Source organism: Pseudooceanicola sp. NS-SX9, from assembly GCF_057380705.1.
The window spans coordinates 173,984-199,840 of the sequence record NZ_JBXXRN010000002.1; the positions used below are offsets into that span (position 1 = coordinate 173,984).

General features: G+C 65.7%; 33 protein-coding genes. 3 read left to right on the forward strand and 30 right to left on the reverse strand.

All coding sequences use genetic code 11. The features are described 5' to 3' along the window. Positions 1-4: 4 nt before the first annotated feature. From AC2ITM_RS17745 to AC2ITM_RS17780, 8 genes are all read right to left on the reverse strand, one after another. The gene (locus AC2ITM_RS17745; protein WP_486469465.1) at positions 5-703 is read right to left on the reverse strand and encodes a peptidoglycan-binding protein; all 699 of its coding nucleotides are present in this window, start codon (positions 701-703) and stop codon (positions 5-7) included. Between the two features lie 453 nt (positions 704-1,156). Further along, complete coding sequence (locus tag AC2ITM_RS17750) at positions 1,157-1,417, reverse strand: hypothetical protein (protein ID WP_486469466.1); 261 nt, start codon at positions 1,415-1,417, stop codon at positions 1,157-1,159. Position 1,418: 1 nt separating this feature from the next. Beyond that, positions 1,419-1,769 carry a hypothetical protein gene (locus AC2ITM_RS17755; protein ID WP_486469467.1) on the reverse strand — a complete coding sequence of 117 codons (351 nt, stop codon included), beginning with the start codon at positions 1,767-1,769 and terminating at the stop codon, positions 1,419-1,421. 1 nt (position 1,770) lies between these two features. Then, positions 1,771-2,091: a hypothetical protein gene (locus AC2ITM_RS17760; RefSeq protein WP_486469468.1), complete on the reverse strand. Its 321-nt coding sequence runs from the start codon at positions 2,089-2,091 to the stop codon at positions 1,771-1,773. After that, positions 2,088-4,757, reverse strand: coding sequence for a hypothetical protein (locus AC2ITM_RS17765; RefSeq protein ID WP_486469469.1), 2,670 nt, complete (start codon positions 4,755-4,757; stop codon positions 2,088-2,090). The genes AC2ITM_RS17760 and AC2ITM_RS17765 overlap by 4 nt, the downstream gene beginning before the upstream one ends. A 13-nt stretch (positions 4,758-4,770) precedes the next feature. Then, positions 4,771-6,891, reverse strand: coding sequence for a phage tail protein (locus AC2ITM_RS17770; protein ID WP_486469470.1), 2,121 nt, complete (start codon positions 6,889-6,891; stop codon positions 4,771-4,773). After that, on the reverse strand, positions 6,878-7,324 hold the full coding sequence (locus AC2ITM_RS17775; protein ID WP_486469471.1) for a DUF6950 family protein: 447 nt from the start codon (positions 7,322-7,324) through the stop codon (positions 6,878-6,880). Before AC2ITM_RS17775 ends, AC2ITM_RS17770 begins: the two co-directional genes overlap by 14 nt. Before the next feature lies 1 nt (position 7,325). After that, positions 7,326-7,913: a hypothetical protein gene (locus AC2ITM_RS17780; protein WP_486469472.1), complete on the reverse strand. Its 588-nt coding sequence runs from the start codon at positions 7,911-7,913 to the stop codon at positions 7,326-7,328. Positions 7,914-8,037: 124 nt separating this feature from the next. Between AC2ITM_RS17780 and AC2ITM_RS17785 the strand changes: the two genes are divergently transcribed. Further along, complete coding sequence (locus tag AC2ITM_RS17785; RefSeq protein ID WP_486469473.1) at positions 8,038-8,205, forward strand: hypothetical protein; 168 nt, start codon at positions 8,038-8,040, stop codon at positions 8,203-8,205. Position 8,206: 1 nt separating this feature from the next. On the opposite strand, the gene AC2ITM_RS17790 is transcribed toward AC2ITM_RS17785, so the two are convergent. The 22 genes from AC2ITM_RS17790 to AC2ITM_RS17895 all read right to left on the reverse strand — a co-directional run bounded on the left by AC2ITM_RS17790 (position 8,207) and on the right by AC2ITM_RS17895 (position 24,429). Next, a complete protein-coding gene (locus tag AC2ITM_RS17790) occupies positions 8,207-8,452 on the reverse strand; it encodes a hypothetical protein (protein WP_486469474.1) in 246 nt (81 codons plus the stop codon). A 6-nt stretch (positions 8,453-8,458) separates the two neighbouring features. Continuing rightward, positions 8,459-9,112: a hypothetical protein gene (locus AC2ITM_RS17795; RefSeq protein WP_486469475.1), complete on the reverse strand. Its 654-nt coding sequence runs from the start codon at positions 9,110-9,112 to the stop codon at positions 8,459-8,461. Continuing rightward, positions 9,109-11,313, reverse strand: coding sequence for a hypothetical protein (locus AC2ITM_RS17800; RefSeq protein WP_486469476.1), 2,205 nt, complete (start codon positions 11,311-11,313; stop codon positions 9,109-9,111). Before AC2ITM_RS17800 ends, AC2ITM_RS17795 begins: the two co-directional genes overlap by 4 nt. A gap of 129 nt (positions 11,314-11,442) precedes the next feature. After that, on the reverse strand, positions 11,443-11,883 hold the full coding sequence (locus AC2ITM_RS17805; protein WP_486469477.1) for a GTA-gp10 family protein: 441 nt from the start codon (positions 11,881-11,883) through the stop codon (positions 11,443-11,445). After that, entirely contained in the window at positions 11,883-12,329 is a 447-nt protein-coding gene (locus AC2ITM_RS17810) for a phage major tail protein, TP901-1 family (protein ID WP_486469478.1), read from the reverse strand. The genes AC2ITM_RS17805 and AC2ITM_RS17810 overlap by 1 nt, the downstream gene beginning before the upstream one ends. 51 nt (positions 12,330-12,380) lie before the next feature. Then, on the reverse strand, positions 12,381-12,797 hold the full coding sequence (locus tag AC2ITM_RS17815; protein ID WP_486469479.1) for a DUF3168 domain-containing protein: 417 nt from the start codon (positions 12,795-12,797) through the stop codon (positions 12,381-12,383). After that, the gene (locus AC2ITM_RS17820) at positions 12,790-13,179 is read right to left on the reverse strand and encodes a hypothetical protein (protein WP_486469480.1); all 390 of its coding nucleotides are present in this window, start codon (positions 13,177-13,179) and stop codon (positions 12,790-12,792) included. Before AC2ITM_RS17820 ends, AC2ITM_RS17815 begins: the two co-directional genes overlap by 8 nt. Further along, a complete protein-coding gene (locus AC2ITM_RS17825) occupies positions 13,176-13,484 on the reverse strand; it encodes a head-tail adaptor protein (RefSeq protein WP_486469481.1) in 309 nt (102 codons plus the stop codon). Before AC2ITM_RS17825 ends, AC2ITM_RS17820 begins: the two co-directional genes overlap by 4 nt. A gap of 29 nt (positions 13,485-13,513) precedes the next feature. After that, positions 13,514-14,089, reverse strand: a complete 576-nt coding sequence (locus tag AC2ITM_RS17830) for a head-tail connector protein (protein ID WP_486469482.1) — start codon at positions 14,087-14,089, stop codon at positions 13,514-13,516. A gap of 1 nt (position 14,090) precedes the next feature. Beyond that, the gene (locus AC2ITM_RS17835; protein WP_486469483.1) at positions 14,091-14,357 is read right to left on the reverse strand and encodes a hypothetical protein; all 267 of its coding nucleotides are present in this window, start codon (positions 14,355-14,357) and stop codon (positions 14,091-14,093) included. After that, positions 14,354-14,815 (reverse strand): hypothetical protein, encoded by a 462-nt coding sequence (locus AC2ITM_RS17840; RefSeq protein ID WP_486469484.1) that lies wholly within the window; start codon positions 14,813-14,815, stop codon positions 14,354-14,356. The genes AC2ITM_RS17835 and AC2ITM_RS17840 overlap by 4 nt, the downstream gene beginning before the upstream one ends. A 65-nt stretch (positions 14,816-14,880) precedes the next feature. Beyond that, on the reverse strand, positions 14,881-16,185 hold the full coding sequence (locus tag AC2ITM_RS17845; protein WP_486469485.1) for a phage major capsid protein: 1,305 nt from the start codon (positions 16,183-16,185) through the stop codon (positions 14,881-14,883). 2 nt (positions 16,186-16,187) lie between these two features. Further along, positions 16,188-17,135 carry a S49 family peptidase gene (locus tag AC2ITM_RS17850; protein WP_486469486.1) on the reverse strand — a complete coding sequence of 316 codons (948 nt, stop codon included), beginning with the start codon at positions 17,133-17,135 and terminating at the stop codon, positions 16,188-16,190. 2 nt (positions 17,136-17,137) lie between these two features. Beyond that, a complete protein-coding gene (locus tag AC2ITM_RS17855; RefSeq protein ID WP_486469487.1) occupies positions 17,138-18,403 on the reverse strand; it encodes a phage portal protein in 1,266 nt (421 codons plus the stop codon). Between the two features lie 2 nt (positions 18,404-18,405). Further along, positions 18,406-20,106 (reverse strand): terminase large subunit, encoded by a 1,701-nt coding sequence (locus tag AC2ITM_RS17860; RefSeq protein ID WP_486469488.1) that lies wholly within the window; start codon positions 20,104-20,106, stop codon positions 18,406-18,408. A 3-nt stretch (positions 20,107-20,109) separates the two neighbouring features. Then, positions 20,110-20,640: a hypothetical protein gene (locus AC2ITM_RS17865; protein ID WP_486469489.1), complete on the reverse strand. Its 531-nt coding sequence runs from the start codon at positions 20,638-20,640 to the stop codon at positions 20,110-20,112. A gap of 79 nt (positions 20,641-20,719) precedes the next feature. Next, positions 20,720-21,109, reverse strand: coding sequence for an HNH endonuclease (locus tag AC2ITM_RS17870; RefSeq protein WP_486469490.1), 390 nt, complete (start codon positions 21,107-21,109; stop codon positions 20,720-20,722). Positions 21,110-21,270: 161 nt separating this feature from the next. After that, positions 21,271-22,098 carry a hypothetical protein gene (locus AC2ITM_RS17875; protein ID WP_486469491.1) on the reverse strand — a complete coding sequence of 276 codons (828 nt, stop codon included), beginning with the start codon at positions 22,096-22,098 and terminating at the stop codon, positions 21,271-21,273. 2 nt (positions 22,099-22,100) lie between these two features. Next, complete coding sequence (locus AC2ITM_RS17880; protein ID WP_486469492.1) at positions 22,101-22,685, reverse strand: hypothetical protein; 585 nt, start codon at positions 22,683-22,685, stop codon at positions 22,101-22,103. A gap of 189 nt (positions 22,686-22,874) precedes the next feature. Beyond that, a complete protein-coding gene (locus AC2ITM_RS17885) occupies positions 22,875-23,486 on the reverse strand; it encodes a hypothetical protein (RefSeq protein WP_486469493.1) in 612 nt (203 codons plus the stop codon). After that, positions 23,483-23,950 (reverse strand): hypothetical protein, encoded by a 468-nt coding sequence (locus AC2ITM_RS17890; RefSeq protein WP_486469494.1) that lies wholly within the window; start codon positions 23,948-23,950, stop codon positions 23,483-23,485. Before AC2ITM_RS17890 ends, AC2ITM_RS17885 begins: the two co-directional genes overlap by 4 nt. Continuing rightward, complete coding sequence (locus AC2ITM_RS17895; protein ID WP_486469495.1) at positions 23,947-24,429, reverse strand: hypothetical protein; 483 nt, start codon at positions 24,427-24,429, stop codon at positions 23,947-23,949. Before AC2ITM_RS17895 ends, AC2ITM_RS17890 begins: the two co-directional genes overlap by 4 nt. Positions 24,430-24,625: 196 nt before the next feature. Here AC2ITM_RS17895 and AC2ITM_RS17900 point away from each other — a divergent pair, with 196 nt between their 5' ends. Together AC2ITM_RS17900 and AC2ITM_RS17905 are read left to right on the forward strand one after the other, a co-directional pair. Next, positions 24,626-25,207, forward strand: a complete 582-nt coding sequence (locus tag AC2ITM_RS17900; protein WP_486469496.1) for a hypothetical protein — start codon at positions 24,626-24,628, stop codon at positions 25,205-25,207. 236 nt (positions 25,208-25,443) lie between these two features. Beyond that, positions 25,444-25,806 (forward strand): heavy metal-binding domain-containing protein, encoded by a 363-nt coding sequence (locus AC2ITM_RS17905; RefSeq protein WP_486469766.1) that lies wholly within the window; start codon positions 25,444-25,446, stop codon positions 25,804-25,806. Positions 25,807-25,857 lie beyond the last annotated feature (51 nt).

The window sequence follows — 25,857 nt, forward strand, 5'->3', positions numbered from 1 at the left end:
AGGGTCAGGCGGCCAGCAGGACGCCCCAGGTGGCGGGGCCGGCGATGCCGTCGGGCTGCAGGCGGTGGGCGGTCTGGAAGGCCGTCACCGCGGTTTCCGTGCGCAGGCCGAAGCGGCCGTCGGCCGGGCCGGGATCGAAGCCCTGGGCGGCCAGAAGGGACTGCAGCTCCGGCACCGGCGCGCCCGAGGCACCGCGGCGCAGGGTGCGGCGGGTGTCGGGTTGCAGGGCGGCCAGGTATTCGGTGGCCAGGGCCGCGATGTCGGCGGCGCGGTCGGTGTCGTTGATGACCGCCCGTGCGCCCGGGAAGTCGCAGCGCATGGCCGAGACGTAATCCGTCAGCTTCTTGCCGGTGAACCAGCCTTCCATCGCGCCCCGCACCAGGATCTGCACCGCGGCCTCGGGCGCCAGCACCGCGTCGGGGTCGGTGATGAAGTCCAGGCCCAGCTTCTGGCCCGCCAACAGGTAGTTCTGCTGCCAGGTCAGCTGCACCAGGCCCCGGCCGTACCAGGGCGCATAGCGCAGGCCCTGGCGGTAGGCCTCGGCCTTGTCGCCCAGATAAAAGGCTTCACGCACGGGTTCGAGGCTGGCAGCCGTCTCCCAGGCGGCGGTGGCCAGGATGTAGGCGGTCTGCGCGGGCGTGCAGCCGTAGGCCTCGGCGGCTGCGCGGATCTCGGCCGTCAGGCCAAGGGTCATGTCGGGCATGGGTTTCTCCAATGCAAAAACCCCGCCGAAGCGGGGCGAGGATGACCTGTCGGCGCTCTCGCCGGCAGGTCGGTGTCGGGATGTTTCAGGAGGGGGGCGAGGGCGGCGCGGGCGTGCCGCGGGGCCAGATCCGCCGATCCGGGGCCAAACCCTCAGCCCCGGGACGCCACTTTAGGTTGCATAAAGGTGCATTTTAGATATTTAATATAGGAGAGGCTGGCGGTTTCCCTCTACCAAGGCACCCCTACCGACTTGTTATCCGTCGTAACGAGTTGCGCCAGCCTCACCCCCCACCCCAATGGCAGGGCGCACCGGACCGATCCGCCCCCCTTGGGTTCGGCATTGACGGCCAGGCTGTGAACGGCTTTCCTGAACGCGGGGCTGACCTTCCATCCACATGAGCTTGCTGAGGTCGTTCACCTACTCTCTTCAGCACTGTGTCAGCCCCACCCCTCAGGGCATCCCGCGCCTTGTGCGGCGCAGGATAACCAGGATCAGCGTAACCGCCAGGATCGCTTTCGACAGGATGAAGAGCGCCTCGGGAGGCACGCCCAGCTGGCGGACGATGGCGGTCAGCAGCACGCTGAACCCCAGCCCCGCGTAACCGGCCGAGATCCACCGCCCCGGCGGCCGCGCCCGGGCGTTCTGATGCGCCAGCCACCAGCAGGCGATGACCACCAGGGCCGAAGTTAAGTGGTTGCAGATCAGCAGCATGTCAGCCCTCCACCCGTTTCAGCAGGGCGCGGCGCAGACCCCGCACGGCGGCGATGCCGCCCTCGCCCATCAGGAACGCGCTGGCGCAATAGGCCGACATGCCGACACCGAACATGCCATCGATGATGCCCCCCAGCAGCCAGCCCAGGGTCATGGCCGAGAACACCCCCGCCACCCCCTCCAGCACGCGGCGCAGCAGGCTGACCTCCGGGACAAACACCGCCCGGACATAGGCCCCGCCCACGCCAGAGAGCAGCAGCCCGAAGAACTGATCGGGCAAGGTGCCCCGCCAGGCGCGCCAGATTTCATAGATCCCGCCCATCACGGCGGGGTCCTTCGTTGGATCGGTCACGTCACACCCCTTCGCGTGCGGCGGCATTGGCGCGCCAGATGCGGATGGCCTCGGCCAGCACCACCGCAGGCCCGGGGCTGGACCAGGCCGCCAGCAGCGCGGCGTCACCGCTCCAGGCGCCCGCCTTGATGCCGAAGGCGCTCATCCAGACCAGTCGCCGGGTGAGCGTCGGATCGGCCTGGGGGATTTCCTCGTCCCAGATCTGTGCCGTGGTGGACAGATCCAGCGCCGCCAGCGCGTCATCGACGCTGGTTCCCGCCGCCTCTGCCGTGGCAATCGTCGTGTCGATCAGGCTGATCAGCTCAGCCGCCGTGGTGGTCATGGGTTGAACCCCTCTCGGAAAGTGAGATCGCGCATGATGCCGCGCGGCACGATCAGATCGCCCGAGGTGACGTAGCCGGACAGCTCGATGCGCAGCGGGTAGGTCGCAAAGTCCGCCGCCGTGTGGCGGATGACATGGCCGTAGGTCTTGTTGTTGTTCACGTCGAAGATCTTGCAGAACCCGACCATCTGCGTCGCCGCGATGATCGCCACCTGCAGATCAATCACCGCTTCCACGCAGGTCGCCGGCAGCGTGACCGAGAACAGCACGTTGGTATCGTCCGAGGCATCCAGCGCGGTCGCGTTGTTGTTGATGTCCACCGCCGCCCGCGCGGACAGATACCGCGTGCCTGCCGCGCCCGAGAACTCGATTGGCGCTCGCCAGGTGAACAGATCGCCCGTCGCCGGCGTCCCGGCGGGCAGCACCAGGGGATTGCCGATCAGCACCTCGGTGGTGCTGGAGATCGACGACAGGCTGAAGTCATCCCGCGTGGCACCGGCGGCCAGGATCGCATCCGTCGCCGCGTTGCGATTGCCCCGCGTGACGATCCGCCCCTGGGCCGAGGTCTGGAATGTCAGGCTGCTGATCCCCACCACCTCCGACAGGACATTGCGCACCCGCGTGCTGTCCGTCCCGGCCAGGATCTGGGCGGGCATTTCCTTGTCGAAGGTGACCCGGCTCAGCCGCGTCTGCAGCGCATCCCCGTTCAAGCGCAGATTGTAGAGACTGGCCTGCCCGACAAAGCGCACATCCTCGATCCGCGTGCCCTTGTCGCGCAGATCGACGTGCACAGTGCTGTCATTGTGCAGCACGCTGCGGCGCACGAAGTTCCGGTCGTTCGTACCGTCGATCCCGTCATCATTGCTGTCGATCAACGAGGCATAGGTCGTATGCCCGTGGATCACGGCATCCTCGATCCCGCAGTCAGTGGCGCCGGAGAAGTTCACCATGTTGGTGCTCAGCGCGTCGCCGCTGTTGGTCACACCGGCATCGACATAGAGACCCCGGAACACGATCTCGCGGCTGCTTTCCCCGAAGGCGATCACCACATCCTCGACGGTGCTGCCCAGGTTGCGCTTGAAGGCGCGGTAATCGGTGAAGACCGTGTCATGCGACATCATCTTCACCTCTGCGGCGCGCGCCTCGAAGCCCGTCTCGATATTGTGGAAGCGCCCGTAGGACACCGCGTTCAGATAGGCAAAGCCATAGCCCGCCGCCGCCCGACCCGGGTCGATGACCAGCCGTTCGAAGTCCGGGCAGTACATGCCGGTGCGCTGAAGGACCGCGTTCACCTGGTTGCGCAGCGTGCCGTTGCAGAGTCGCGGGCGCACGACGATATGCGGATACCCGCCGTCATAGATGCCCGCCTCTGCCGCCTTCAGCAGCCGGGTGCGATAGGCGACATTGGCGATCCAGGCGCCGGCGCAATCGGTGCCGATGGTGCCGGACCCGGCATCCAGCGGCGTGGTGACCGGCTTTTCCAGGGTGATCGTGGATCCCGATACTGCGGTGATCCGCGCCCATTGTCCCCAGCTTGCCACCGACGTGCTGACCGTCGTCATCTCCGGGCTGGCCGAGACCAGCAGGATCATGTCGCCCGCCTGGTAGTAGGCAGCATTGGCCGAGGTCTGCAGCGTCAGGCCCTGCGATCCGTTGGTCACCGCCGCAACCGGATGCCAGCTCAACTTGGCCAGATCGATCGGGTGCATGGAGCCGACGCGCAGCAGGCGCGACTGCAGGAAACTGGTGTCATCGGTCTCTGCGCTGTCGAGGATACCGCCGCCCAGGTCGATCTCGATATTGTCGGCAAAGCGCGGTGGCGTCTTCAGCAGACAATGCCCTTCGGAGGCCAGCAGGATGCGCCCGCCCTGCCCCTCGGTCTGCAACCAGCCGGTGGCCAGAGCCAGCGCGGCCGAGTTCTGCTCGGCATCGGCGGCATCGCCGGTGAAGCGCATGCCGAAGCCTTCGGCCTTCAGCTCGTACTTGTTGAGGTTGACGTAGAACGGCACCGCGCCCGCGGATTGCACATGATAGCCGGTCGGATTGCTGACCTCATCAAAGAGCGCGGTGCCCTGGGCCGCCACGCGGAAGGGCACTTCGTTCGTCCGGGTGCGGACGATCTTGCCCTCGACCACCTGGCCGTCGCCCGCCGCAAAGGTCAGGGCCGTGTCCGCCCGCAGCGCATCCACGTCATCGACCCAGTGCCCCTCGTAAAGCGCCGCCTGGGCGGCGGCCAGGGCAGCCTGGCTGCGCGCCGCATCGGCCGCCGCCGCATCGGTGGTGGCAGAGGTGGCGGCGGCGATGGCCTGAGCCAGCGCGTCGGGCTGGGTCGAAGGGGTGTAAGAGGCCGGCAACAGGTCCGCCAAGGCATAGGGCCCGGCCCCGGTGATCGCGATCGGTCCGATCGGCAGGCCGTGGACCTCCCCATTGGCATCCCACCAGACATAGGACACATCATAGGGCGTGCCGATCTCTCCGGCGGCGGTGCGAAACAGCGTAGCATCAATGATACCGTCGGCGATCTCGGCCACCACCGGCCCATGGACGATCAGCGCCCCGTCCTGCTTGTCCCAGGAGCGCAGGGTGAAGACCACCTGCCCGGTGGTCGCCGCGCTGCCATCGGGCAGCACAACGGGGCCCGTGATCTGGGTTTGCAAAACAGCCATGAACGGCCTCCGATTACGAGATGATGACTTCGACCGGGCCCGCCCGGGTGCCCGCCACGCCAGAGGCGTTGATCGCCTCGGCCCAGTAGTAATGCGCCCCGGCGCCGGGGCCGGGATCGGTGTAGGCATCGGCCACGCTGGCCGTGCCGTATTCCACGTGGATGGCCGAGGCGTCCGCGAAGTCCGCCCCGCCGGAAGGCGCCGCGTCATAGCTCGCGCGCCAGATCCGGGTGGCGAAGTAATTGGCGTCGTTCGGCGCGCTCCAGGACAGCGCCACGTCAGACCCGTCCGCGACCGCATCGAAGCCCGACAGCGCCCCGGGCGCGGTCGTGTAGGCTACCGCCGTCACTACGACCGGCACCTCGGGGAACCAGTCCCCGACGCGGCCCGCCCCGGTCTGGTTGCGCACCTGCGCCTGGTACTGCGCGCCATCGACCAGCCCCGTCGCCACCCAGCTCGTCTGGCCTTCGGTGAAGGTATAGACCTGCCAGTCCACGCCCGCGTCCGAGGACATGATCCGCACCTGCTGGTGCAGGCTGCCGTCGGCCGCGTCCCAGCTCCAGGTGATCGCCGCCGCCCCGTTCGAGGTCGACAGCACCGCGCCCGCGAAGCCGGTCTGATCCGCCACGCTGTCGTCGCTCTGGACCTGATCATAGGCGGGCCGCTCCGGTTCCTCGTTGGCGGCATCGAAGGCAAAGTCTTCTTCCGTGACAGAGCGGGCCTCGATGTCGAAGGTCATCCCGTCCTCATTGACCTGCAGCTTGCCGATCTCGAACATGGCATCGAGCCCGAACTCGGGATGCACCATGCGGAAGAATCGCTGGCCGATCAGCTCGAACCCGATCAGCTTGATCGTCCCGCTCAGAGACCACTCCGCATGCTCAACCAGAGCCCGGCGCTTGTTGATGCGGCTGGCCTGGTTGTGTGAGTTGATCGGGTAGACCTGCAGTTCGGAGGCCACGCGCTTGACGGTGTCATCCTGCACCCAGACGCCCGAGGGCGTTTCCTGGTAGCGGTTCAGCGGCTCGACATACTTGACCGTATACTGGCTGTTGGCGCCCAGATCCTCGCCCATATCCAGCGAAAGACTAATGAAGTCATCCGCTTCCAGCGTCACCTCCGGGTCGATCCAGCGCCCAACCTTGAAGCCCACCTTGCCATCAGGCCGCTCGTAGACAAAGCAATCCGCCGCCGCGATGAATTCCGCGCAGATGTCGTCCCAGGCGGCATCGTCGGTATAGCTGCGGTTGAAGGTCCATTTGCGCTGCGTGGTGCCTTCGGCGTTGGTCACCAGGACGTCGCAGGCCTCGGCCTCTGCCGCCACCTCGTCCCAGTCCACCCCGGCACTCAGGTAGTGGACGATCTCATGGGCGAAGCAGAGCGCGGCATTGTCGGTCCATTTGGCCGTGCCGTCGCGCGGATCGAGGATCTGGTCGTTCATCTTCCAGACCGGCGCATAGGCCCAGATGTCGCCATCCGGATAGACGGTCGCCAGGTCCGAGACCTTCACCCGCTTCGCCCAGAGATGCGCGCCGGAAAGCTGCGCAAAGTCGAAGTCTGCGGTGATCTCCGGGAAGGCTGCCATCAGCACCGCATCGGCCGCCTGCCCGGCCTGCCCCGTAAAGGGGCGGATATTGCCATAGCCCGCCATGGCGTCGGAGGTGACATTGCCCTCCGCGTCGATCTCGACCTCGCGATCCGAGAGATACTGCGTGACCGGCCCCGCCGTCGAATGTGCCGCCACCAGGATGGTGTAATGCCGCCGGTTGTCCATGAACCCGGTGTAGCCGAATACCCCGCCCGCGCGCACCGTGCCGTAGCCGCGCTGCATGTAGCTGATCGGCTGGGCATAGTTCTGCAAGGTGCTGGCATAGGGGTTGCTGGTCTTCGAGGTCAGCTTGCCCGCCACATAGGCCAGCCCCTGCGCCAGCAGCGCCTGGCCCAGGAAGTTCGTCGTGGCGATGGCCGCCGTCGCCAGCGCCGCGCTGCCAATGTACCCGGCATAGAGCGTCGCCGCGCTGGACGCCGCATAGGCCAGGGCCACGAAGCCTGTCACCGGATCGGCGTGCGCCGGGGCCGGGATCGCAGTCGTCCCAAGCAGCAGCGCCAGGATCAGCCCCTTACGGATCGACATAGTTCATACCCCATGCTGCGATAACCTCGACCAGCGCCGCATCACGGGTGTGGACGCCCCTGCCGCGATTGCCTTCGGTCTTCATGGCCCAGGCTTTGCCCAGGCAGATGCCACCGACCGTGACAGACCGGCGCCCCTCCAAAATGCGGATGACAGCCACATCGCCCTTCACGGGATGATCCGTGCGCCGCAAGCCGCCCCGGCTCTCTGCAATCCGGGCGACAAGACCCACGGGGTCACTGATGAAGCCCGTGTACCTCTGACAACTGCGCGCATCATCATAGGTCAAACGCAGATCATGCGCCGGGTCAAACCCATGCTGATTGGTGAACCAATCGGCCAGCATCAGCATACAATCCGATCCGCCGTCGAACCCACCCCAAACGAATGGGACCAACAATTGCTGGTGCAGGAAGGAATAGAGAGGTGTCATGTCATCCAAAGATTTTCTCGGGCCAGCGGTTGTTGGTCGGGATGTAGGTCAGGCTCGGGTTGGCCGCGCCCAACAGCTGGCCGTGGTCGGTGGTGTTGTAGATCCTGCGCCGGGCGCCCTTGCGGAACTCGAAGGGCCCTTCGAAGCTCAGGCTGATCGCGCGGTCCTGGGCGCCCGAGGCGGTGATGCTGATCTTGCGCATTACCCGCGTCGCATAGAGGCAGGGGGCGAAGACCGGCGCGTACATCTCTTCCAGAGTCGCGAAGGGCTGGATCCAGAAGGTAATCGCGCGCCCCGCCACGTAATCGGGGCCAAGGGCACGGACCTGCGCCACCAGATCCGGCGCATCCGGGTCCTGCAGGAAGGACAGCGTGACCGACCCGCTGGGTGCGGTGCCGTTCAGCGACATCTCGGTATCGCCCGCCGTGATCAGCGTGGAGCCGACCCACGCCTTGCCGGTCACGTCGGTAAACCGCCCCTCGGTCCCGACGATGAAGCCGAAGTCGCCATCGGGCGTGCTGAGATTGGCCAGCCGCAGCACCCGTGCCGCCGGCGCCCGGGGGTCGAACCCCGCCGGAAAGAAGCTCATGACGGCCCCTGATATTGGAATGGAAAGGGGCGGCCACGCATGGCCGCCCCCAAGGCTCTGGACAGTCGCCAGACCCGCACCCCACCATCAGGTCACCACAACCATTTGATGAAAGGGATTCGATATGAACGAGAAAGAGAGAATTGAGAGCCTGGAGAAGGAAGTGGATAAGCTAAAGCGCCGCCTGGAAGGCATGGAAATGGCAATCCAAATGGCCCTGAAGTCTTCGAAAGAACGCACATCTCCACAGAGCATTCGGCGGATCATCGACGAGGATGATCGGCGCCGTTGATCTAGTGCAGCGTCAGCCCTTGGTCTGCCTCGACCTCTTCGGGGTCGAGGCCCATGGACAACATCCATACTTTACTGATGCGCCCGCTGAGACTGAGGAGTTCCTCATGCGTGTCCCGCCCCGCCTTCCGGCGCGCCTCCACCTCTTCACGGAGTTCTTTTCTCAATCGACGCTGAACAACAAAGAGCCAGGTCATTGCAGAGATATTGAGCAAGCCGCCGAAGCCGATGGTAATCACGAGAAACATGCCTTTTCACCTCCCAATCCATTCCCTGAAGTCGAGATCCACTGAGGCCACGCCGCTGGTGTCGTAGGCGGGGTTGCCCATCGTGTCGGAGGTCCCGAGGAACACCCCCGAGGCCGCCAGATCGATAGCCGCGCCCGCCGGGATGGCGGTGCGCAGCATCTTGACCTGCAGCGTCACCGCCGCCCCCGCGCCCGCGCGCCCCGTCACCACGAAGGGCCAGTCGTCGTAACTCAGGAACGCGCCCACCCGCACCGGCTGGCCCGCCACCGCCTCGTTCACGGTGATCGAGGTGGCGCCCGCGGCCACGGCCGCGGTGCAGGTGACCACCGGCCGGTGCGGCCGGTAGATCCCGCGCTGCCAGGCCTGCAGATCCGCCCGCCAGTCCCGCGCCTGCGGCCGGACCGAGACCGGATCGACCATCGGCACCCGGTAGGCATTGACCCGCCCCTCGGCCTGCGCCCGGATCGCCCGCCAGACCCCGATCATCGGCCCCGGCAGGAGGATCGTCGGCGACCCCACCCAGCGGGGAAAGGCGTTGTAGACCACCTGTTCACCCCCCGCGGTATCGCCACCCGCCGACTGGCCGCGCCAGTCGATATCCCAATCAACCAGGCTCGCCCGCAGCAGGAACCGCGGGATGTCGATGATGGCGCGGCTCATACCGTGGTCCCCCGCGCGTCATAACTGCGCGACGCCAGATCCAAGGACCGCGCGCTGCGCTTGGCCATCATGCGAGATGCCGACACCGCGTTCCCCTGGCTGACGGCATCCACGAACGGCAGGAAGTTTCCATTGTTGTCAGAAGCAACGCCAAAGGTCACATGAACGCCCTGCGATGCCCCAGCAGAGCTTGCGCCGCTCATCTTGACCCCAAGTTTCCCATCCCGCCCACGCGCCAGCGGCATGATCGCCTCCGGCCCTGCCTCCCCCATCAGCCCGGTACTGCCACCCGACATCGGGAACACGGTCGGGCTGCTGACCACCCCCCCGCGCGCGAACGGCTGAACCCGGCCACCCGAGAACACGTTTCCATTCGCGCTGGCGATCAGCGTCGTGAACGACGTCTTCAAAAGGGTGGAAATCCCCGAAGAGAGCATCTGGGTCGCCACGTTTCCCAGAACCGAGGCAAGGGCATCCCCCAGATCCTCGCCATTCACGATGGCGCGGGCCATGGCATCGGACACGCTGTCGAAACCATCGATCAGCTTCGAAAATTTCGCGTGCTCGATCTGCGTGTTGAGATCCTTGAGAGCCCGAGCATAGGTCTCCGGGGACCCGGCAAAGGCCCCCTTGTCGTTCAGCTTGTTCAGCTCAGCCAGATCGGCCTGCAGCTTTTCCAGCTCTGTGCTGTACTTGGTGACCCACTTCGCAGCCTCGGCCGCATCCTTCTTCTGGCTCTGCAGCCCGGACCGGCTGGCCGCCTTTTCAGCAGCCTTCCTGGCGCGTTCCTCTGCATCCTTGGCTCTCTGGTAAGCCGGGTCAACGTCCCCGAGATCGCCACCGATCCGCAGCTTTGCCTGCGCTTCCCGCATCGAACTCTGGGCACCGCCATAGGCCTCTGCATCCAGCCCCCTCTGAATGCGCGAGGCCGCGTCGGGCAGGTTGTCAGACAGCCGCCGCGCCTCATCTGCCGCATCCTTCAGATTGCTGGCCATGTCGATGCCCGCGAATTCGAGGGCTTTCGTGGCTGCGTCGATCAGCTGGTCGTACAGATCCTTTCCGTTCTGGTTGGCATCTTTCAGATTGCCGGAGGCGTCCGAGATATAGTCGACCAGCGACAGCATGGCATCGGCCGCCTGCTTGGGGCCCGCCGCGTTACCGATCTCCGCAAAGCGCGCAGCCACCTCGGCGGCCTCTTGCTGTGTCAGGCCTAGCGCATCGGCCAAGTCTCCCATCCCGGACGAAAACAGCCCACTGGACTGCAGCTTCTCCAGCTTCTGGATCTGGTCGTTGATTTCGTCAAAGCGGGCCTGTGCCTGCTCAAACTGGTCTTCATCGGCGTAGCTGGCCGGCATCCTGAACTTGCGGCGTTCCTCCCACAACGCAGACAGCGCGCCCTCGACATCACGGATCTGGTTCGGATCCAGCCCCGTTACATCCACGCCCAGTCCGTCCGCGATGCTGCGGGCCGTCGCCTTCATGGCTTCATCAGAGCGAAGGCGGGAAATCTCGCGCGTGACCTCCAGGAACTCCGATGCCCGCTGGGCAAGGTCCCCATACTTGGCCGCCAGCTCATGCGAGGGCGTGCTGACGCCTTCCACGGCCGCGCGGTAATCCGAGACCGCCTCGCTCAGGCTCTTGATGCTCTCCTTCAGGGTATCGGCCTTTTCGCCGCTCGCCATGAAGCTGGCCGCCAGGGGCGCCCCGATGGCCAGAACCGCGCCCAGAATGGCACCGACCGGCCCGAAGGCACCCAGCAGCTGCGTGCCCTGCTGGGCGAAGGCAACCATGGCATTCTGCCCGCTGCCGACCTGCACGGCAAAGTCGCCAACCTGATAGCCAAGCTGCTGGACCGCCCCCTTGTTCCGCTGGAAGACGGCCGCCATCCCGCCCATGCTTTTCTGCTGGCGCTCGATGACGGCATTGGCGCCGTTGATGGCGGCCGCAGTGTCGTTGTACTGCTTCTTGGCGGCCGCCAGGATCGTGTTGTAGTTCTGCTGGGTGATCTTGCCGGCCGCCATGGCCTGATCCAGCTGGCGCTGCTCTCGCTCCAGCCGCGACTGCGCCCGCATCAGGGGATCATAGCGCGCTTCGAGGGTCCGCAGGGACCGCTCGGATTGCTTGGCACGGCGCTCGAATTCCTGCTGCTCAAGACGCAGGAGGATGGCGATGCTTTCCACGTCTTCGCTGCTGTCAGCCATATTTCCTCACAAGCTCGGCAAATTCATCGGCAGTCGGCGCCTCCGGCTCAGAGCCCGAATGCATGTCGTTCCAGCCCTCGACCCAAAGCACCAGGTCGCGCGGGATCATCCGCCGAACGTCATCCGGCGTCAGTCCGGCTCCGGCGAGGTTTCGGATGCGTCCTCGGAGGTCCCAGCCTCCGCTTCCGCCGCCGTCGCTTCCGGCGATCCATCCCCTTGCCCGTCGCTTTTTTTTTGACGGTCCTTCTCGGGAAGGAAGGCCACGACCACCAGGTCGTAGGCGACACGGCGCAGTCGATGGTTCTCCGAAGGCGGCAGGTCAGCCAGGATGGCATCGGCCGCCCGATCTGCCAGGCCTGCCCCCACCAGGCCCAGGGCCACGATGTCGCGGACATGGCGCGCCTGCGGGCCGCTCTTCCGGCCCAACAGCTGGTCGAGGAAATCGAAGATCCCGAGGCCATGGTGTTCCTCGAACCGTTCGATCTCGGCATTGCGCAGCAGAAGCTGGTGCGTCCGTCCATCCAGCTCTGCCACGATGCCCCCGCGCGGGGCCTGTTTCGCCAGGGCCATCAGGTGGCCGCGGTGAAGGTGATGACACTGCCGGAGGCCAGCGAGATCGAATAGGTCACGCCGTTCTCCTGTTCACCGCCATATTCCAGGCTGTCCACATGGAAGGCGCCCTGGAAGGTCCCGAAGTCCGGCACGATGATCTGGAAATTGGCGATGGCATCGGCCAGGTCGGTCTGCCCGGCGCCATGCGCCACGGCCAGCAGCCGGGCCTCGGACGCGCTGTCCTCGAAATAGCCGTTGCCGCTCACGGCCATCGAACGGACGCCCGTCATCAGCTCGCGCCAGAGCTGGCCGCCCGGCGTGGTGCAGTCGGTGGTGGTGACATCGACGTTGTTGTTGTTCAGCGTCATCGTCTTGGACGTGAGACCGCAGAGGGTCGTGAAGGTCTCGCTTTCCTGCCCGTCACCGATCTTGGCCAGCAGCAGCCGGCCCTTTTGCTTGGCCATGACAGCCTCCTGAAGTGTGATGAAATCGCCTTGCCCAAGGGCGCGATGGGCTCAGCCGTCGATCAGCGCCTGAAAGGTCGTGATCGCCAGGTAGCTTTCGCCGTCGTCCTCGCGGGCGACGTTGGTGCCCAGCCACAGCAGCTGGACCATGAGGCGGCTCGCTAGGGCGACCGCTGCCTCTTGTTCATCCAGGGCCTCGACCACATGGCCCGCGATCTGGCTGGCCTCGACCCGCCCCGAGGCCGTCGGCCGGGAATGCACCTCGACCGAGAACGCCACGTCCGCCGCCTTCCCGCCATCCGTGCGCAACGGGTCCTGCGCGATGTTGCCGATACGGACAAAGGGATAGCGCGGGCTCTTTGGCGGCTCATCGTAGATCCGGCCGCCGACGGCATCCGACACGCCGGTTGCAGCGCGCAGGGCCGCGACCAAGGCGACCTGCAGCTCAAGGTCATAGGGGTCAGCCACGGTTCGCCGCCTTCACACCACGCCGCAGGGCAGCCCGCATCCGTGCCTTCCGGGCCTTGCTGGTGGCCCTCAGCGTGGCACTGACGAAGGCGCGCTTCGGCCCCTTGCCGCGGTTCTGCCCCTTTTTCGTCGTGCGCTTCGCCGTCCCGCCCTCGAAGATGCGCGAGATCGGGCCGAAATCGACCAGATACCCGTTGGCAACCTTCATGCCCCGGATCTTCTGCTGCGCGACACCGGTCTTGCCCTTCGGCACCAGGACCTTGGCAATCCGGACCATTTCCTTGCCGCTTTCCACGTTGGCGGCCTCGGCCTCCTTCGTAACTGCCTCGGTCAACCCCCGCAGGCGTTGCCGGGCGCGCTGGAAATCTGCCTTGCCGCTCATGTTGCCACCCCCGTTTCACAAAGCATCTCCAGCCAGGCACCTTCCCGGTCGAGCTGGATGATGCTGCGGATGTTCCAGGTTTCGCCCCGCGCCACGACACGATCCGCCGACGTGATGCTGGCCGTCATGCTCCAGCGCCGCACGCGGACCGTTGCCGTTCGGCTGGCATTGACCGCGCCGCTCTCCAGCTTCTGCTTGCCGGTGGTTTCCAGGACATCGGCCCAGACTGCGACCAGCTCCGACCAGGCGCCGAGCACATTGCCGTGCACGTCCACCTCATCGCTTTCGGCCTGACGCTCGATCACGATGCGGTCCCGCAGGCGCCCCGCGGGCCTCACAGTTTCACCCGATAGCGCGACAAAAGGGCGTCAATCGCCAGCGGGATCGGCGCCATTCCCGCCTGCGCGCCAACCGCTTCCCGGTTCGCATACCAGTGCCCGACCAGCATCTTCATCGCCACGACCAGCCCCGGAGGCAGATCCGCCGCGCCACCAAAGCCCGCGGTCATGGTGATCCGAACAGGCAGAAGCTTGGGCGACTGAAGCGTGAGCGTGGGCTTCGCCAGGATCTCCAGCAGCGTTTTGGCACCGGGCTGGTCGATCAGCTGGAAAGCATCCTCGGAAAGGGTCTGCTCGACAGCATCGGCATCGACATAGGTGATCGAGACCGCCGTGACAGGCTCGACCGGCAGCTGGATCCGATCCGGCCAGACCGGCAGATCCAGACGCCAGGTCTGGGTCAAGATGGCCCGGCCGAGGATCCCGGTCGGGCCATCCAGATAGTCCTGGGCCGCCAGAATGAGCCCCGTGATCAGCGCGTCTTCGTCCCCGCCGTCCACACGGCAATGCAGCTTCACATCCTCCAGGTCGAGCGCGAGGCCATCGGGGGCGTCAATTCTGGTCAGGCGCATGTCAGGACTTCTTCTTCGTGGTCGTAGGGACGGACGCTGCGGGGATCTCGGCCGGGCCGCGGATCACCGTCACGCCCCCGACCGCCGCGCGACCGGCAATGTCCCAGGACATGCTGTCAGGCGTGACCGCGGCGGGCGCTGCGCCCATCTTTCCGGGATCGGCAGCGATACCGCTGGCGATCAGGCCATCTGCGATCACGTCATCGAAGCCCGCCCGTTCCCCGGGCTGGTACATCTGCCACGCGCGCAGGAATTTCACCGCCTTCATTGCGGCAGGCGATCCGCGCCGCCGAAGACCATGACGGCGGACATCGCAGCGGTATCGGTGCCGGTGGCGCTCAGATCCGGGGTGAATTTCGCCCGCACGTAGCGCTTCGCCCCCATCAGCGCGGTGTCGATCTGCAGCGTGCCGTTGACCGTTCCGCCGCCCGTGGGGCCGGTGGCGACCACCGCGGCAGCGACGGTCTTGAGGTCAACGGCATCCGACAGGTCTTCGGCGTCGCCGGTTTCGATGGCCGCCGCGATCGACAGGGTTGCCCCCTCGGCCAGCACCGCGGAAAACGGGATGGCCAGCACGCCCGATTGCGGAAAGCCGATTTCGCCACGGTCCAGGATGGCCCCGACGACTTCGGTCGCATCGCCCGTGCCTGCGGCCACGGCCGAGATATTGGCCGAGGCCCGCAGCACGCTGATCAGCGCGCCGATATTGCGAATTTGGGTGGTCATGACTGAACTCCCTTGCCAGTCAGAAAGCAAAGGCGGGCCTCAGGCCCGCCGGTTCATCGCTTGGGTCAGCTCGCCCAGGTCACGCCGGTCAGCACCGCGACCGCGGGCAGATGCCGCAGCCCGATGTCGTGCTGCATGATCATGCGCATCAGGGTTTCATCGCGGGAGAACGCGGCCTGCATCTGGCCGTCCGAATCCTTGTAGGCAGCCTCGGTCGACATCGCGATCTGGATGCCCATGTGCTCGCCCACCAGGATGTGGCCCGGGTGCGCCAGCATGATCTCGGATTCGTCGCCGCCATCGCCCAGGTTGATCGGGATCTCGGTGGTGATGTGCACCGGCTTCTTGCGCAGCATCCCGTCCGCCATCTCGGGATAGGCCTTGTTGCCGTTCCCGTCGCGCAGGTTCGTGAGGTACATCGCCGTGCGCGGCGCCATGATCCAGTGGGCCCCCGTGAACACCACGTTGTAGTTGCCGAGGGCCAGTTCCATGCGGCCCAGATCGTTATCGACCTTCTGCAGGTCGGGCGAGGCCGTCATGGTCAGCACGTGCGACGATGCGAACGACGTGCCGACGTGCTGGTAGCGCAGCCCCTTCGGCGCATATTCGGTGCCGGAGCCGCGCAGGAAATAGCGGTCCTGGATCTGGGCGGCATCGGCCACCGCATCGTCGCGGATCAACCGGTCAACGGCCGTCGAGCTGGAGCGCAGCAGGTCGTTCGAGATCGGGATGATACCGGACAGCTTCTTCGCCGACAGCTTCACCTGCCCGTAGGTATAGCCGGTGGCCTTGGCATCCTGCTGTTCGCCGCCATAGCCAAAGCTCGCGCCCGATGCACGGCGGTTGGTGGTCATGTTGCCGTTCGGCATGGGCACGACACGCGGCCCCATGGCGGTGACCACGCTCGCGGGGCGCAGCAGCTCGATCACCTCTTCCGACACATCCTCCGGCACCATGAAGCCGCCAGCCGCACCGGTGGTCATGTTCTGGTTGGCGAACAGGCCGCTGTCGCCGTTCGCCTCAGCGATCTGCTGGGCAACGTAACCGTTGCCACCCGCCGCCGCGATGGTGCGGACCATGCGCGCGAAGGTCAGGCCCTTCTCGGCCGGTGCCGCCGGAACACTTGCCGCCGGTGCCGCCGGGCCGCCAGGCAGCGGTGCCGTCGGGCGGGCAGCCTGCGCGCGGCGGGCTTCCATGTCCTCCAGCCGGGCGAGGTCAGCGGCCACCTTGTCGTCTTCCGCCTTCAGGGCATCGAATGCAGAGGCCTGGGCATCGGTCCAGTCCTCGCCCTCGGGGACCGCCGCGATCAGCGCGTCCATCTTCTCGTGGATGCCCGCGCGGCGGGCCTTCAGCGCCAGGATCTTGTCCATGGTCAACTCCTTGTTGCGGCTCGCCGCCGCGTTTCAAGTTCGGCAGCGGCGCTGGCGCGCCGCCCTGCCATCTTCGCCCGGGGTGCCCCGGTGCGCTTGCCCAGCACCTCGTCGAGGGTGCCGATGCGATCTGCCATGCCGAGCTGGACGGCCCGGCCGGCGGCGATCATGCCGCCGCGCCCGAAGTCCGCGCGGACCCGTGCCTCGGACACACCTCGCCCCGCCGCGATGTCGGCGATGAACATCGCTTCCACCGCGTCGATTTCGGTCTGGATCGAGGCCCGCCCCTCTTCAGTGGTCGGGTCGGGCCGCTTGTTCGGGGCGTTGCTGCTGACGATCTCGTAGGATCGGTGCCCGTTGCTGTCGGGCGCCTCCTGCTGCGACAGCGAGGCCAGCACGCCGATAGAGCCGACCCGGGCCGCGCGATCCAGGACGATCTCGGAGGCCTGGGACGCGATCCAGTAGGCCAGCGAGGCCGCCGTGCCCGTCACGAACGCGGTGATGGGCTTGGTCGAGGACCGCAGCGACTGCGCCGCTTCCCCGATCCCCGAGACGATCCCGCCGGGGCTGTCCACCAGGACCACGATGCGCTCGACATCCGGCGAGGCCTGCGCGACCCGGATGTCCTGCATGAACGTCGAAAGCGCCGTGCCGCCCGTCGAGGCCCCGATCATCGAGGCCCGCGGGAAGATCGCGCCGATCAGCGGCACCACGGCCGCGCCATCGCGGATGGTGCTCATCTGCGACCCTTCCAGCCGGGCGCCCACCGCTGCCACCGCCGAAAGGCTGGACGCCACCATATCGACATGACCATCGGCCGCGACCTGCTTCAGCACGTCCGCGTCCATGGCGCGCAGGGCGATGGCCTCGATTGCCTGCATGTATTCGGGCACGATGGCCCAGGGCTGCGACCGGATGGCCGCAACCAGTGCTGTCAGTTCCTGTTTCACGATTACTCTCCGTTGCCGCCTGCCGGAGGCTGCCCGGCAACCTGCATGTTGCTGGGCATCCAGTAGTCCTCGCCCGCCGCGCCCCCGATGTCGGGCTTGTTCTCGTAGCGGCGCAGCTCATTGCCGTTGACCATGCCCATCTGGCGCTGCAGCCAGTAGGCTTCCATCCGGCTCTTGAGGTCGCCCTTCACCAGCGCATCGGTGACGTGCTCAAAGTAGAACCCCTGCAGCGCCAGCGCCTTGGTCGCGGCCTGCTGGATCCGCGCGTAATGCGGGCCCAGGTGGTAGATGACGAATTCCAGCGACTGCTGTTCGATATTGCCGAAGGTCGCCCGGGACAGGTCGAAGATCAGGTGCGGCGGCACGCCCCAGATCCGGGCCAGATCCACGACCTGGAATTGCCGGGTTTCCAGGAACTGGCTGTCCTTCATGCTGTGGGTCAGGAACTCGGCCTTCAGCTCCTGGTCGAGAACCGCCGTCGCTTCGCCGTTGCCATTGGCGTAAAGGGCGTTCCAATCGGCCCGGATCCGCGCCTTGTCCTCGGGGCTGATGCGGTCCTTCGCCGTCAGCACCGTCGAAGGCCGCCCGCCCTTGTCCCAGAACCTGGAGGCGTGATCAGAGGTCGCGATGGCGCCGCCCAGGGCTTCGCGGGCATATCGGATCGGGTTCAGCCCCTCGATGCCATCGCGGGAAAACCCCGGCACGTGGAAGATGTCGCGCGCCGGAAACCGCTCGGACGTGCCATCCGGCAAGGTCGCGTCATAGAAGACCGTGGTGCCCTCTTCCCGCGAGAAATACTCGGCAGGCTGCACCATGCCGGGCCGCAGCCGCGTCAGAACCCGCGGGCGCCCGAAACGATCCCGGCTGACATAGGCATAGAAGTTGCCGGACAACAGCAGGTCCATCATCAGCAACTCGCGGAAGGCGAAGGGCGTCTGGTGGCTGTTCGGCCCAACCCGGAACAGGTCCGAGGCCGGGTCATCGACCGCCTGGACCCTGCCCTTGTCGGTCTTCTGGTAATAGTGCAGCGGCGTCATCGCGAAGACGCCCGACAGGATCCGCAGGGCCTGCATCGCGGCCGGGATCGACAGGGCCGTGCGTTCGCTCACACGAACACCCGCCCGCGAGCGGCTGCCGCTGACCTGAAACCCGTGCCACTGTCGTTCGCTGGACACATTGTCGGGCTGCGCGGCCGAGACGGAAGGCTCGACACGCGCAGCAGGTTCGTCCCGCCGCACGGCGGGCCGCATGAAATCGAGAATTCCCATGCTCACATCCCGGTATATTCGAATTTGCGCGACCCGGAGGCGACCGGGTTGCGGCTCATCAGCATGAAGGCGTTCATGCCGGCGATCAGCGGGTCGATCTTAGCCCGACCGGCCGTTTCCTTGGTCATCCGCACCGCGGACCCGCGCTGTTCAACGCTGACGTTGCCCAGAACCCAGTTCATCATCGGCTGGCCGCCGTGCAGGAAGGTGCCATCCTTCAGCTTGCGCTCGACGCCCCAGATGGCCGGGGACAACCGCCAGTCCTGGCCTATGAAGCGCACCTGTTCCTCGTCAACGCCGATGGACACCAGCATGTCGATCATGGACGAGATCTGCACCGTATCCATACCGATGGCGTCGCTCTCTGGAAGCAGGCCCGCCTCCAGCAGCTGGCGCACGATGTCCGTGGCGCCCTCGATGTCGCCCAGGGGCTCATCCTCGGTCAGCAGCGTCAGATCCCCGGCGGCGGCGAAGTCCTGCAGAGCCGGAGCGATTTCCTTGCGCTGTTCCAGCACCTCGGGATGGGCCCAGGCGTGATACCAGGACAGCCACCGGCGGGTTTCGCGTTCGCGACCGATGACACCGATCCCGAACAGATCGTCCAGGCCGCCGCCGTCCAGCCCCACCGTCGCCACCTCGCAGCGTTCGATCAGGCTTTCCAGCGTCAGACCGGGCTCGGCCGCCTTGTCCCAGCGACGGGCCCCGTTCCAGCCGCCGCCAAGGCCGACGCCGATCTGCACGTTGAAGTGCTGAGACGCCAGAAGCTGCAGCGCGGCCGCGCCCTTTTCCTCGGCCTTGGCCAGCTGGTCCCGCAGGAAATCGGGATCGACCGACCGGCCCAGGTTCGGATTGACCATCCCCCAGGTCTTTTCGTCCTTCCAGCGTTTCGCCAGCTTCACCGGCAGCTCGTAGAGGACCGCCAGCATCGGCGAGTTGATCTTGCCGTCCCGCACCTTGCGCGCGACGTCCAGTTCCGCCTTGAACACCCCGGCGGGCTGCTCTTTCGATTGCGTCGTGATCTGCATCAGGAAGCCCTCGGGCCGAGACGCCAGCGCGCCGCGAAGCTCAAGGAAGACCCCTTCGGCCCGGCTCTTGCGGGCAAATTCGTGGGTCTCATCGATCAGCGTGTAGGTGGCCTTGCCGCCGGTGATCACGTCGCCGTCTGCGGCCTTGACCGCGATTTCCGCCAGGCTGACCCGGTGGGTGATCGTGCGCAGGTGTTCCCGGACGTGAAAGCGCTTGTCCAGTTCGGGATCGGCCCGGATCATGCCCCAGATCTGCTTGAAGGCGATCTTGGCGATGTTGATCGTCGGTGCGATCAGCAGCAGCTCGGCCTCTGGCCGTTCGTTCAGGATGCAGGCGGTCAGGATGATCGCCGCCGCGATGGCCGACTTGCCGTTCTTCTTCGGGATCAGCAGGAAGAATTCCCGCAGCATCCGCCTTTTCAGCTCGGGGTCATATGACCCGAAGATCGCCCGCACCAGGTCGAAGACCCATGGCTCGCAGACCTCGCCATAGGTCGGCTGGCCGATCAGGTCGGGCACCCGGAGGCGCCGAAAGATCCGCAGGGCCTTCTCGGCCTGGTCATCGAACAGCGGCAGATCCGGGATCAGTGAGCGGCCTTGCTTGATCCGATCCTCCCAGTCCGGGACGGCGGTACACCAATCCTCGCGGAAGTGATCGGCGCCGAACGGGGCCGACATGGATCAGTTCGCCCGGAAGCCGGGCAGGTCCAGGTCGTCGCCCCATTCGGTGTCGGCTGCGCTCTCGTGCGCAGCCTTGGCCGCGGCCTCCTTCTTGCCCATCTTCTCTTCCTTGGTGTCGTTCGAAACCCGCTTGCCGCGCTGCGCATCCTTGAACTTGCGACCGGCGCCCATGAGGTCGTTTTTCTCCAACATCTGGACCAGCAGGCGCTCGGCACCGATGTTGCCGGTCTCGGCCGCGTCCCAGGTGCGTTCGAACCGCCGCGCATCGAGCCGGTCGCGCATCGCGTCCCGCTCCGACAGCTCGGATCTAAAATGCCGTTTCAGCGTCGGTTCCGAGATCGCCTTGCCGGTCCGGGGATCGAGAATGCACGCGGCGATCCGCATATTCGCCCAGCCCAGAGCCAGCAACATACTGACTTTTTTGGAGTTTTCTTCGGTCCACTCAAAGGCGGGCCGACCGCGCTTGCCCTTCTTGGTGAAGACGGGGTTCCCGAAGAGGTCCACACCGTCCGGATTTTCCTGGTCAGCCAAAAAAATTCTCTCCCTGTAAGGACAGTACCGGTTTAGGCCCCACGGCCTCCCTGGGGATCGTACCCCCCCTACCGCCCGGTCAGCCCCGGGCCCGACCGCGACCTCCCGCAGGGTCAGCCGGAGCGCCGCGCCGCTCGGCCGCCTCCTCCCGCTGCTTGACGGTATTGTGGCAGTGGGCGCACAGGCATTGCAGGTTGGACAGGTCCCAGAACAGCGCCGGGTCGCCCCGATGCGCGGCCACGTGATCCGCCACCAGCTTCGACGTGTCCGGCTCGATCATGCGGCACATCCGACAGGTGAACAGGTCCCGGGTCAGGCAAGCCCACCGCAGGCGCTGCCACCGGGCGGTGTTGTACCAGGCACGCCAGGCGTACTTCTCGCGCCGCGTCCGATCATAGTCCGGGCGATGGTAGGCGACGCGCGGCTTCAGGTGGCCGAGCCTCGGCCTCAGCCCCTTGAGCTTTGTCATCGATGTCTCCGAAGGGTGCCGGATGGAGCCGCCCCAGCGTCCACATCCTCGACATCACCAGGCTCCATCCGGCGGACATGAAAACGCCCGGCAGCGGTGTGATCCGCTCCGGGCGCAATTGGTGATGATGACATAGTTATGCGATCCGGTCGGCCTAAGCGTCAAGCCCCTTTCTGAACCTTGTGGCTCGACATGCGATCCAGCGCCGCTGCAAGGCCCATGCGCAGCGCATCTCGCGTCTTTGCGCAATCCCCCCAGCCGCACGCATCCAGGACCTCCGTGAGGCTCTTTCCGCCGAGGCAGACCTGATCCACCAGGAAGCGCGCCCGGATCGCGGTGCGCCTGCGACCATCCGGGCGGATGCGGCGCACCTCCTTCACCAGCCCGTCGCCGATCCGGCGGTGATAGCTGCGCAACCGCTCGAAGTCCTGAAAGATTGCCGCCTCGCGATCACCGCCACCCCCGCTCTGCGTGCGCAGCGCCTCGACCGAGGAACACTTCACGCCTGAGGCGTTGCAGCGTTCGGTCAGCGCGGCATAGGCGCGGGCGACATCGACCTGCGCGACCGTGAAGGGAGCGACAAAAGCCGGTGCATCCCGACCTTCCCGCTTGGCCCGCCGCACCTCGCCCGCATGACGGCGGGAGGCCTGGGCCGTCATCATGTCGAAGGCATCCGCCGCACGGGCTGCGTCCCGGCCAAGATAGCCATCAGCCACCATCACGATGCGGCCCTGCGCGTCCCGCGCCACACGCTGCGGCGTGACCCGGATCATCGGTCCGCGCCCCGGTGCCACCGGGATCGCATCACCGCAGGCGGCGGGCGGCATGGCGCGTGCCAGCAGCGCGGCACAGGCGCGGTCGCTTTCCGCGATCCGGTCATGCCCGAACTGCGGCGGCCAGACCGTCGCCCAGGACACGCCGCGCCCATCCACGTAGACCACGCTGTCAGCCCCCACGCCCGGACGCTGCAGACCGATCGGCCCCATCATGCTCATGCTGCTTTTTCCTTGTTCACCAGGGCCCGCGCCCGTTGTTCGTCCTGTTCATAGGACCGCAGCCAGTCGGCATCCGGCCCGTCGAGATCCCAGCCGCGCCGCTGCTTGTCGCGCAGCCGCATCACCCGGTCCGACAGCTCACCTGCCAATCCCGCGATCCTCTGCCGATCCATGGGGGTCAGTGGCGGGCGATGGTGGCGCAGCCAATACCGGAACTCGGCGACCAGCCGGTCGCCGGCCAGCGCCTGTCGGCCGGCCTCGCTGCCGAACCAGCTCGCCAGCCCCGGCAGCTCCTCCAGCGGCCGCGGCTCCGCGATCTGGGCGAAGGCCACAAAGCCCGCCCGCGCCGGCCAGAAGCAGCGCGCGCTGCCCTCGCCCTTGTCGCGCATCGCCAGCCGGACACGCTCCAGGCTGACATCCGAGAGATAGGCCAGGTCATCCGCGATCCCGTCGAGGCGGCGCTGGCCGTCCTCGGGCGCCGTGCCCTTCGGGAAGCGGAACCCCATCTCGGCCAGCGGCGTCAGCAGCAGCCTGCGCACGCGGTCGCGTTTCGTCTCGGTCTTCTGGTCAGCGTCTTCCATGCCTTCCTCCTTTCTCTGCCCTGTCGGGAGTTATCCACACCTGCGGCAACGGTTGTGTCCGGGGCCGTCTTTCTTTCTCGATTTCCTCTTTTTTCTGTCTCCTTTCCTTTCATGTAGAAGACAGAATTGCGGCGCGTTTTGTCCGCATTTCGTCCAGTTCTGTCCGCCGGACAGAAACGGACAGAATGCCTATCGCCTTGTAAGAGCTTCAATCCCTTCGACAATTCGGACAGCCGTCCGGTTCCCTTCCGGATATGTCTTGTCGAGCCAGACGTGCAGCCTGACGACCAGGTGCCCATCCTCTGAGATGCGCTCGAAATTAAGCTCTCGCAGCGATGCACGCAACCTTGTCAGCGCCTTACGCTCTCGATCTGCGGATGCCTTGTCGGCGTTCTTGTTGCGCGACCCCATGGCCTCGGCGACCACCTCGGTCACGGTCGGGTGCATGAGGCGCACCTCATTGCCGACCAAGCAGGGCTTCCACCCGTACAAGGGCGACGGATCGCGACGCATGTAGCCTTCCCAAGCCTGCATGGAGAGACCGAGGTATCCGGCGATCAGCACCTGATCATTCGGCAGCGTCCCAACGGGATCTTGCTTCCTGGCGCGGCACCACAGCGCCAGCGCCAACCCCTGCACATCCCAATCCCCCTTGGCCGCCGTCTTGGTGTAAAAGTCCGATTCAAGCCAACGGTCATAGTGGAAGTTGAAGAAGAAGTGGGTGTCCAGCCGCGTCCCGCGCGGGTACGGATACACCTCCAGCGTGTCCGTCGAGACGGGCTTCAGCATCATCGCGGTCATGTCCGGCCTCCGTAGATCACCGCTAGGGTCATGCTGTGACGCACCGCCCAGGCGGCGATAGCCCAGACGCCCGGATCCTGATCCCAGCCCGCCACCGGCGGCACGATCACCGCCTGGCACCGCAGCAACAGCCGAAGCGTCCAGGTCGAGAAACTGACGGCACTGCCCGGTGGCAGCGTCGGCGCGTCGAGGTCATCGCGCAGCATGGCCTCGCCCACCAGCAGCGGCGAAACGGCGGTGATGTCGCAGACGGCGCACCAGGAGGACCACGCCGCCGCCTCGCGCACCATCGCGATACCGGCCGCGCCGGGCAGCCCCGGCAGGGCCAGCAACGCCAGGCGCCGCTGCAGATGCGGCACCGCGACCGGCAACGGGGCGCGGATCAGCAGCCCTGTGCCCTGGGCGCGATCAAAGAGGCCGGGCCAGTCCGGCCGGTCATCCGAGAACGGATCGCCCCCCATCATGCAGCCCCACGCGGCTTGAACATGGCGGGGCGGCCGCGCCCGGTTTCATCCGCATCAAGATCGGCAAGCTTGGCATCGAAGAACGCGAGCGTCTGATCCACCTGCTTGGCGACATCCGCCGTTTCCGCCCGCGCGCGGACCAGGGCCTCGCGGCTGGGCGTCGCCTCGGCCATGGCGATGGCCTCGACCATTTCGGCCGCCTCGCGCAGGTGGTCGAGGTGACTGTCAGCCCGCGACCCGTCACGCCGCGGACCCACCCGATCCTCGCGATAGGCATCGAAGCAACGGTTGCCCGTCGCGTCCTGCATCGCCCAGGCCCAGGACAGCGGCAATTCCGCGTGCCCGTTCGCGACCTTCGAGATTGTGCCGATGCTCACGTCCTTTCCGGTCGAGGCGGAAATCGCGGCCCGCGCCGCCTCCACCCCGCCAACCGACTGGACAAGGCTGCGGAACATGTGGGCCAGGAGGTCATGCGACATGGGAAAGTCCTTTTGCTTCGCTGCGGTGCGGAATGAGGGCATGTGGGGGGCATGAGGGACAGACGGCACATCATGCGAGGGAAGCGCGGCCAGTTCATTCGGCAGCCTCGCCAGCTCTATCGGCTAGCGGCGGGTGATCGGCCATGTAGTCACGAAGCTTCTGGATGTCCCGATCAAGGACCAAAAGCCTGCGCTGATGGCGCTGCACGTACCGGCTATCATTCAGAGCACGAACGCAAACCGTCGACGCCTTCAGGCCAGCCGACCGGCAGTACGCATCCAGTTCATCGAGTATGGTTTGGTAGCACATGGGGTCATGATATTGGGTAATTTCCCAAACCAGTCAATGGGTTTTTTCCCATTCGAAATTGGAATCCTCCCCAAGTATCTTGGGGCCATGCATAATTCCTTCAGCGAAGCCTTTAACTACCACCTTGAGCGAACAGGAGCGAAGGTAACCGACATCGCAAAGATGGCCGGCGTGCCGAAGGACGCCCTCTACAGCCTCAAATATGGGAAGTCTCGGAACATGGGCGTCGAGGACGCAATTCGCGTCGCGGGCGCATTCGGCGAGACCGTTGAAGAGTTTATGGGAATGACCGCCAAGGCAGCCCGCAACTCCCTCATCGACCAGGTTGCGAAGCTGTCACCCCGAGAGCAGCAGCTACTGGAAGCGTCTCTAAGCGCCCTTCTTGCCGGTCGCGAGCATGATGCTCTTCCATCAAGTCAAGATGCAGATACAACCGAAAAGCCTCCTCATCCGTCAGGAGATCAATGAGGGCACACAAGGATTCGGAAACGGATCTGCTCTTCATGTATGGAACATTACCAGAACGAAAGGAGTGTTGATAGATGAAGATTTGCAAGGGTTGCTTTGAAAGGTTTGACTTCAAAAGCATAAATCCGAGCGGATACTGCCCATCCTGCGCTGCGGAGAGGACGCGCCTTCAAGAGCAGTATGGAGGAACCCCGGAAACCCCAGCCATTTCCCCTTCTGAAATTGATAAACGGAGGATGAGATTGAGCGCTCCCTCCGTTGAGCTATCAACTGAATCATGGATCAGTGATAGCCAATTCACGCGCTGCGGAGCGCTGTTTTCGGAGGCAGTGATCGGCGTGAATGTCCTCAAAGACCTATCCGTCGGCGCTAGAGACATATGGGGCGGACAGAGCAAAGCGGGCCGCCAGGCGCTCGCACAAGCCCGCGACGCAGTACTTCTAGACCTCCGCGAGCAGGCCGCCGAGCTCGGCGCCGACATGATAGTCGCCCTTTCCGTGCAGATCAGCGCATACGGCGCCAGTTCCTCTGCAATACTTGCCACAGCACAAGGAACTGCCATCCGTCGCAAGGCGGACACGGACCACCAAAGGGGATAGGATTCGGACATCCTCCAACCTAAAGTTGGCATATTACCCAATTTTTGATTG

Coding starts and splice junctions, on each gene's coding strand:
- AC2ITM_RS17880 (WP_486469492.1), bottom strand. CDS start 22,685: ATGGAAGACGCTGACCAGAAGACCGAGACGAAACGCGACCGCGTGCGC.
- AC2ITM_RS17860 (WP_486469488.1), bottom strand. CDS start 20,106: ATGTCGGCCCCGTTCGGCGCCGATCACTTCCGCGAGGATTGGTGTACC.
- AC2ITM_RS17770 (WP_486469470.1), bottom strand. CDS start 6,891: ATGTCGATCCGTAAGGGGCTGATCCTGGCGCTGCTGCTTGGGACGACT.
- AC2ITM_RS17870 (WP_486469490.1), bottom strand. CDS start 21,109: ATGACAAAGCTCAAGGGGCTGAGGCCGAGGCTCGGCCACCTGAAGCCG.
- AC2ITM_RS17890 (WP_486469494.1), bottom strand. CDS start 23,950: ATGATGGGGGGCGATCCGTTCTCGGATGACCGGCCGGACTGGCCCGGC.
- AC2ITM_RS17855 (WP_486469487.1), bottom strand. CDS start 18,403: ATGGGAATTCTCGATTTCATGCGGCCCGCCGTGCGGCGGGACGAACCT.
- AC2ITM_RS17800 (WP_486469476.1), bottom strand. CDS start 11,313: ATGGCTGACAGCAGCGAAGACGTGGAAAGCATCGCCATCCTCCTGCGT.
- AC2ITM_RS17760 (WP_486469468.1), bottom strand. CDS start 2,091: ATGACCACCACGGCGGCTGAGCTGATCAGCCTGATCGACACGACGATT.
- AC2ITM_RS17795 (WP_486469475.1), bottom strand. CDS start 9,112: ATGAGCCGCGCCATCATCGACATCCCGCGGTTCCTGCTGCGGGCGAGC.
- AC2ITM_RS17805 (WP_486469477.1), bottom strand. CDS start 11,883: ATGGCCCTGGCGAAACAGGCCCCGCGCGGGGGCATCGTGGCAGAGCTG.
- AC2ITM_RS17845 (WP_486469485.1), bottom strand. CDS start 16,185: ATGGACAAGATCCTGGCGCTGAAGGCCCGCCGCGCGGGCATCCACGAG.
- AC2ITM_RS17840 (WP_486469484.1), bottom strand. CDS start 14,815: ATGACCACCCAAATTCGCAATATCGGCGCGCTGATCAGCGTGCTGCGG.
- AC2ITM_RS17830 (WP_486469482.1), bottom strand. CDS start 14,089: ATGCGCCTGACCAGAATTGACGCCCCCGATGGCCTCGCGCTCGACCTG.
- AC2ITM_RS17875 (WP_486469491.1), bottom strand. CDS start 22,098: ATGATGGGGCCGATCGGTCTGCAGCGTCCGGGCGTGGGGGCTGACAGC.
- AC2ITM_RS17745 (WP_486469465.1), bottom strand. CDS start 703: ATGCCCGACATGACCCTTGGCCTGACGGCCGAGATCCGCGCAGCCGCC.
- AC2ITM_RS17905 (WP_486469766.1), top strand. CDS start 25,444: ATGAGATTGAGCGCTCCCTCCGTTGAGCTATCAACTGAATCATGGATC.
- AC2ITM_RS17785 (WP_486469473.1), top strand. CDS start 8,038: ATGAACGAGAAAGAGAGAATTGAGAGCCTGGAGAAGGAAGTGGATAAG.
- AC2ITM_RS17895 (WP_486469495.1), bottom strand. CDS start 24,429: ATGTCGCATGACCTCCTGGCCCACATGTTCCGCAGCCTTGTCCAGTCG.
- AC2ITM_RS17820 (WP_486469480.1), bottom strand. CDS start 13,179: ATGAGCGGCAAGGCAGATTTCCAGCGCGCCCGGCAACGCCTGCGGGGG.
- AC2ITM_RS17750 (WP_486469466.1), bottom strand. CDS start 1,417: ATGCTGCTGATCTGCAACCACTTAACTTCGGCCCTGGTGGTCATCGCC.
- AC2ITM_RS17900 (WP_486469496.1), top strand. CDS start 24,626: ATGGCGCTGCACGTACCGGCTATCATTCAGAGCACGAACGCAAACCGT.
- AC2ITM_RS17765 (WP_486469469.1), bottom strand. CDS start 4,757: ATGGCTGTTTTGCAAACCCAGATCACGGGCCCCGTTGTGCTGCCCGAT.
- AC2ITM_RS17790 (WP_486469474.1), bottom strand. CDS start 8,452: ATGTTTCTCGTGATTACCATCGGCTTCGGCGGCTTGCTCAATATCTCT.
- AC2ITM_RS17810 (WP_486469478.1), bottom strand. CDS start 12,329: ATGGCCAAGCAAAAGGGCCGGCTGCTGCTGGCCAAGATCGGTGACGGG.
- AC2ITM_RS17780 (WP_486469472.1), bottom strand. CDS start 7,913: ATGAGCTTCTTTCCGGCGGGGTTCGACCCCCGGGCGCCGGCGGCACGG.
- AC2ITM_RS17775 (WP_486469471.1), bottom strand. CDS start 7,324: ATGACACCTCTCTATTCCTTCCTGCACCAGCAATTGTTGGTCCCATTC.
- AC2ITM_RS17835 (WP_486469483.1), bottom strand. CDS start 14,357: ATGAAGGCGGTGAAATTCCTGCGCGCGTGGCAGATGTACCAGCCCGGG.
- AC2ITM_RS17885 (WP_486469493.1), bottom strand. CDS start 23,486: ATGACCGCGATGATGCTGAAGCCCGTCTCGACGGACACGCTGGAGGTG.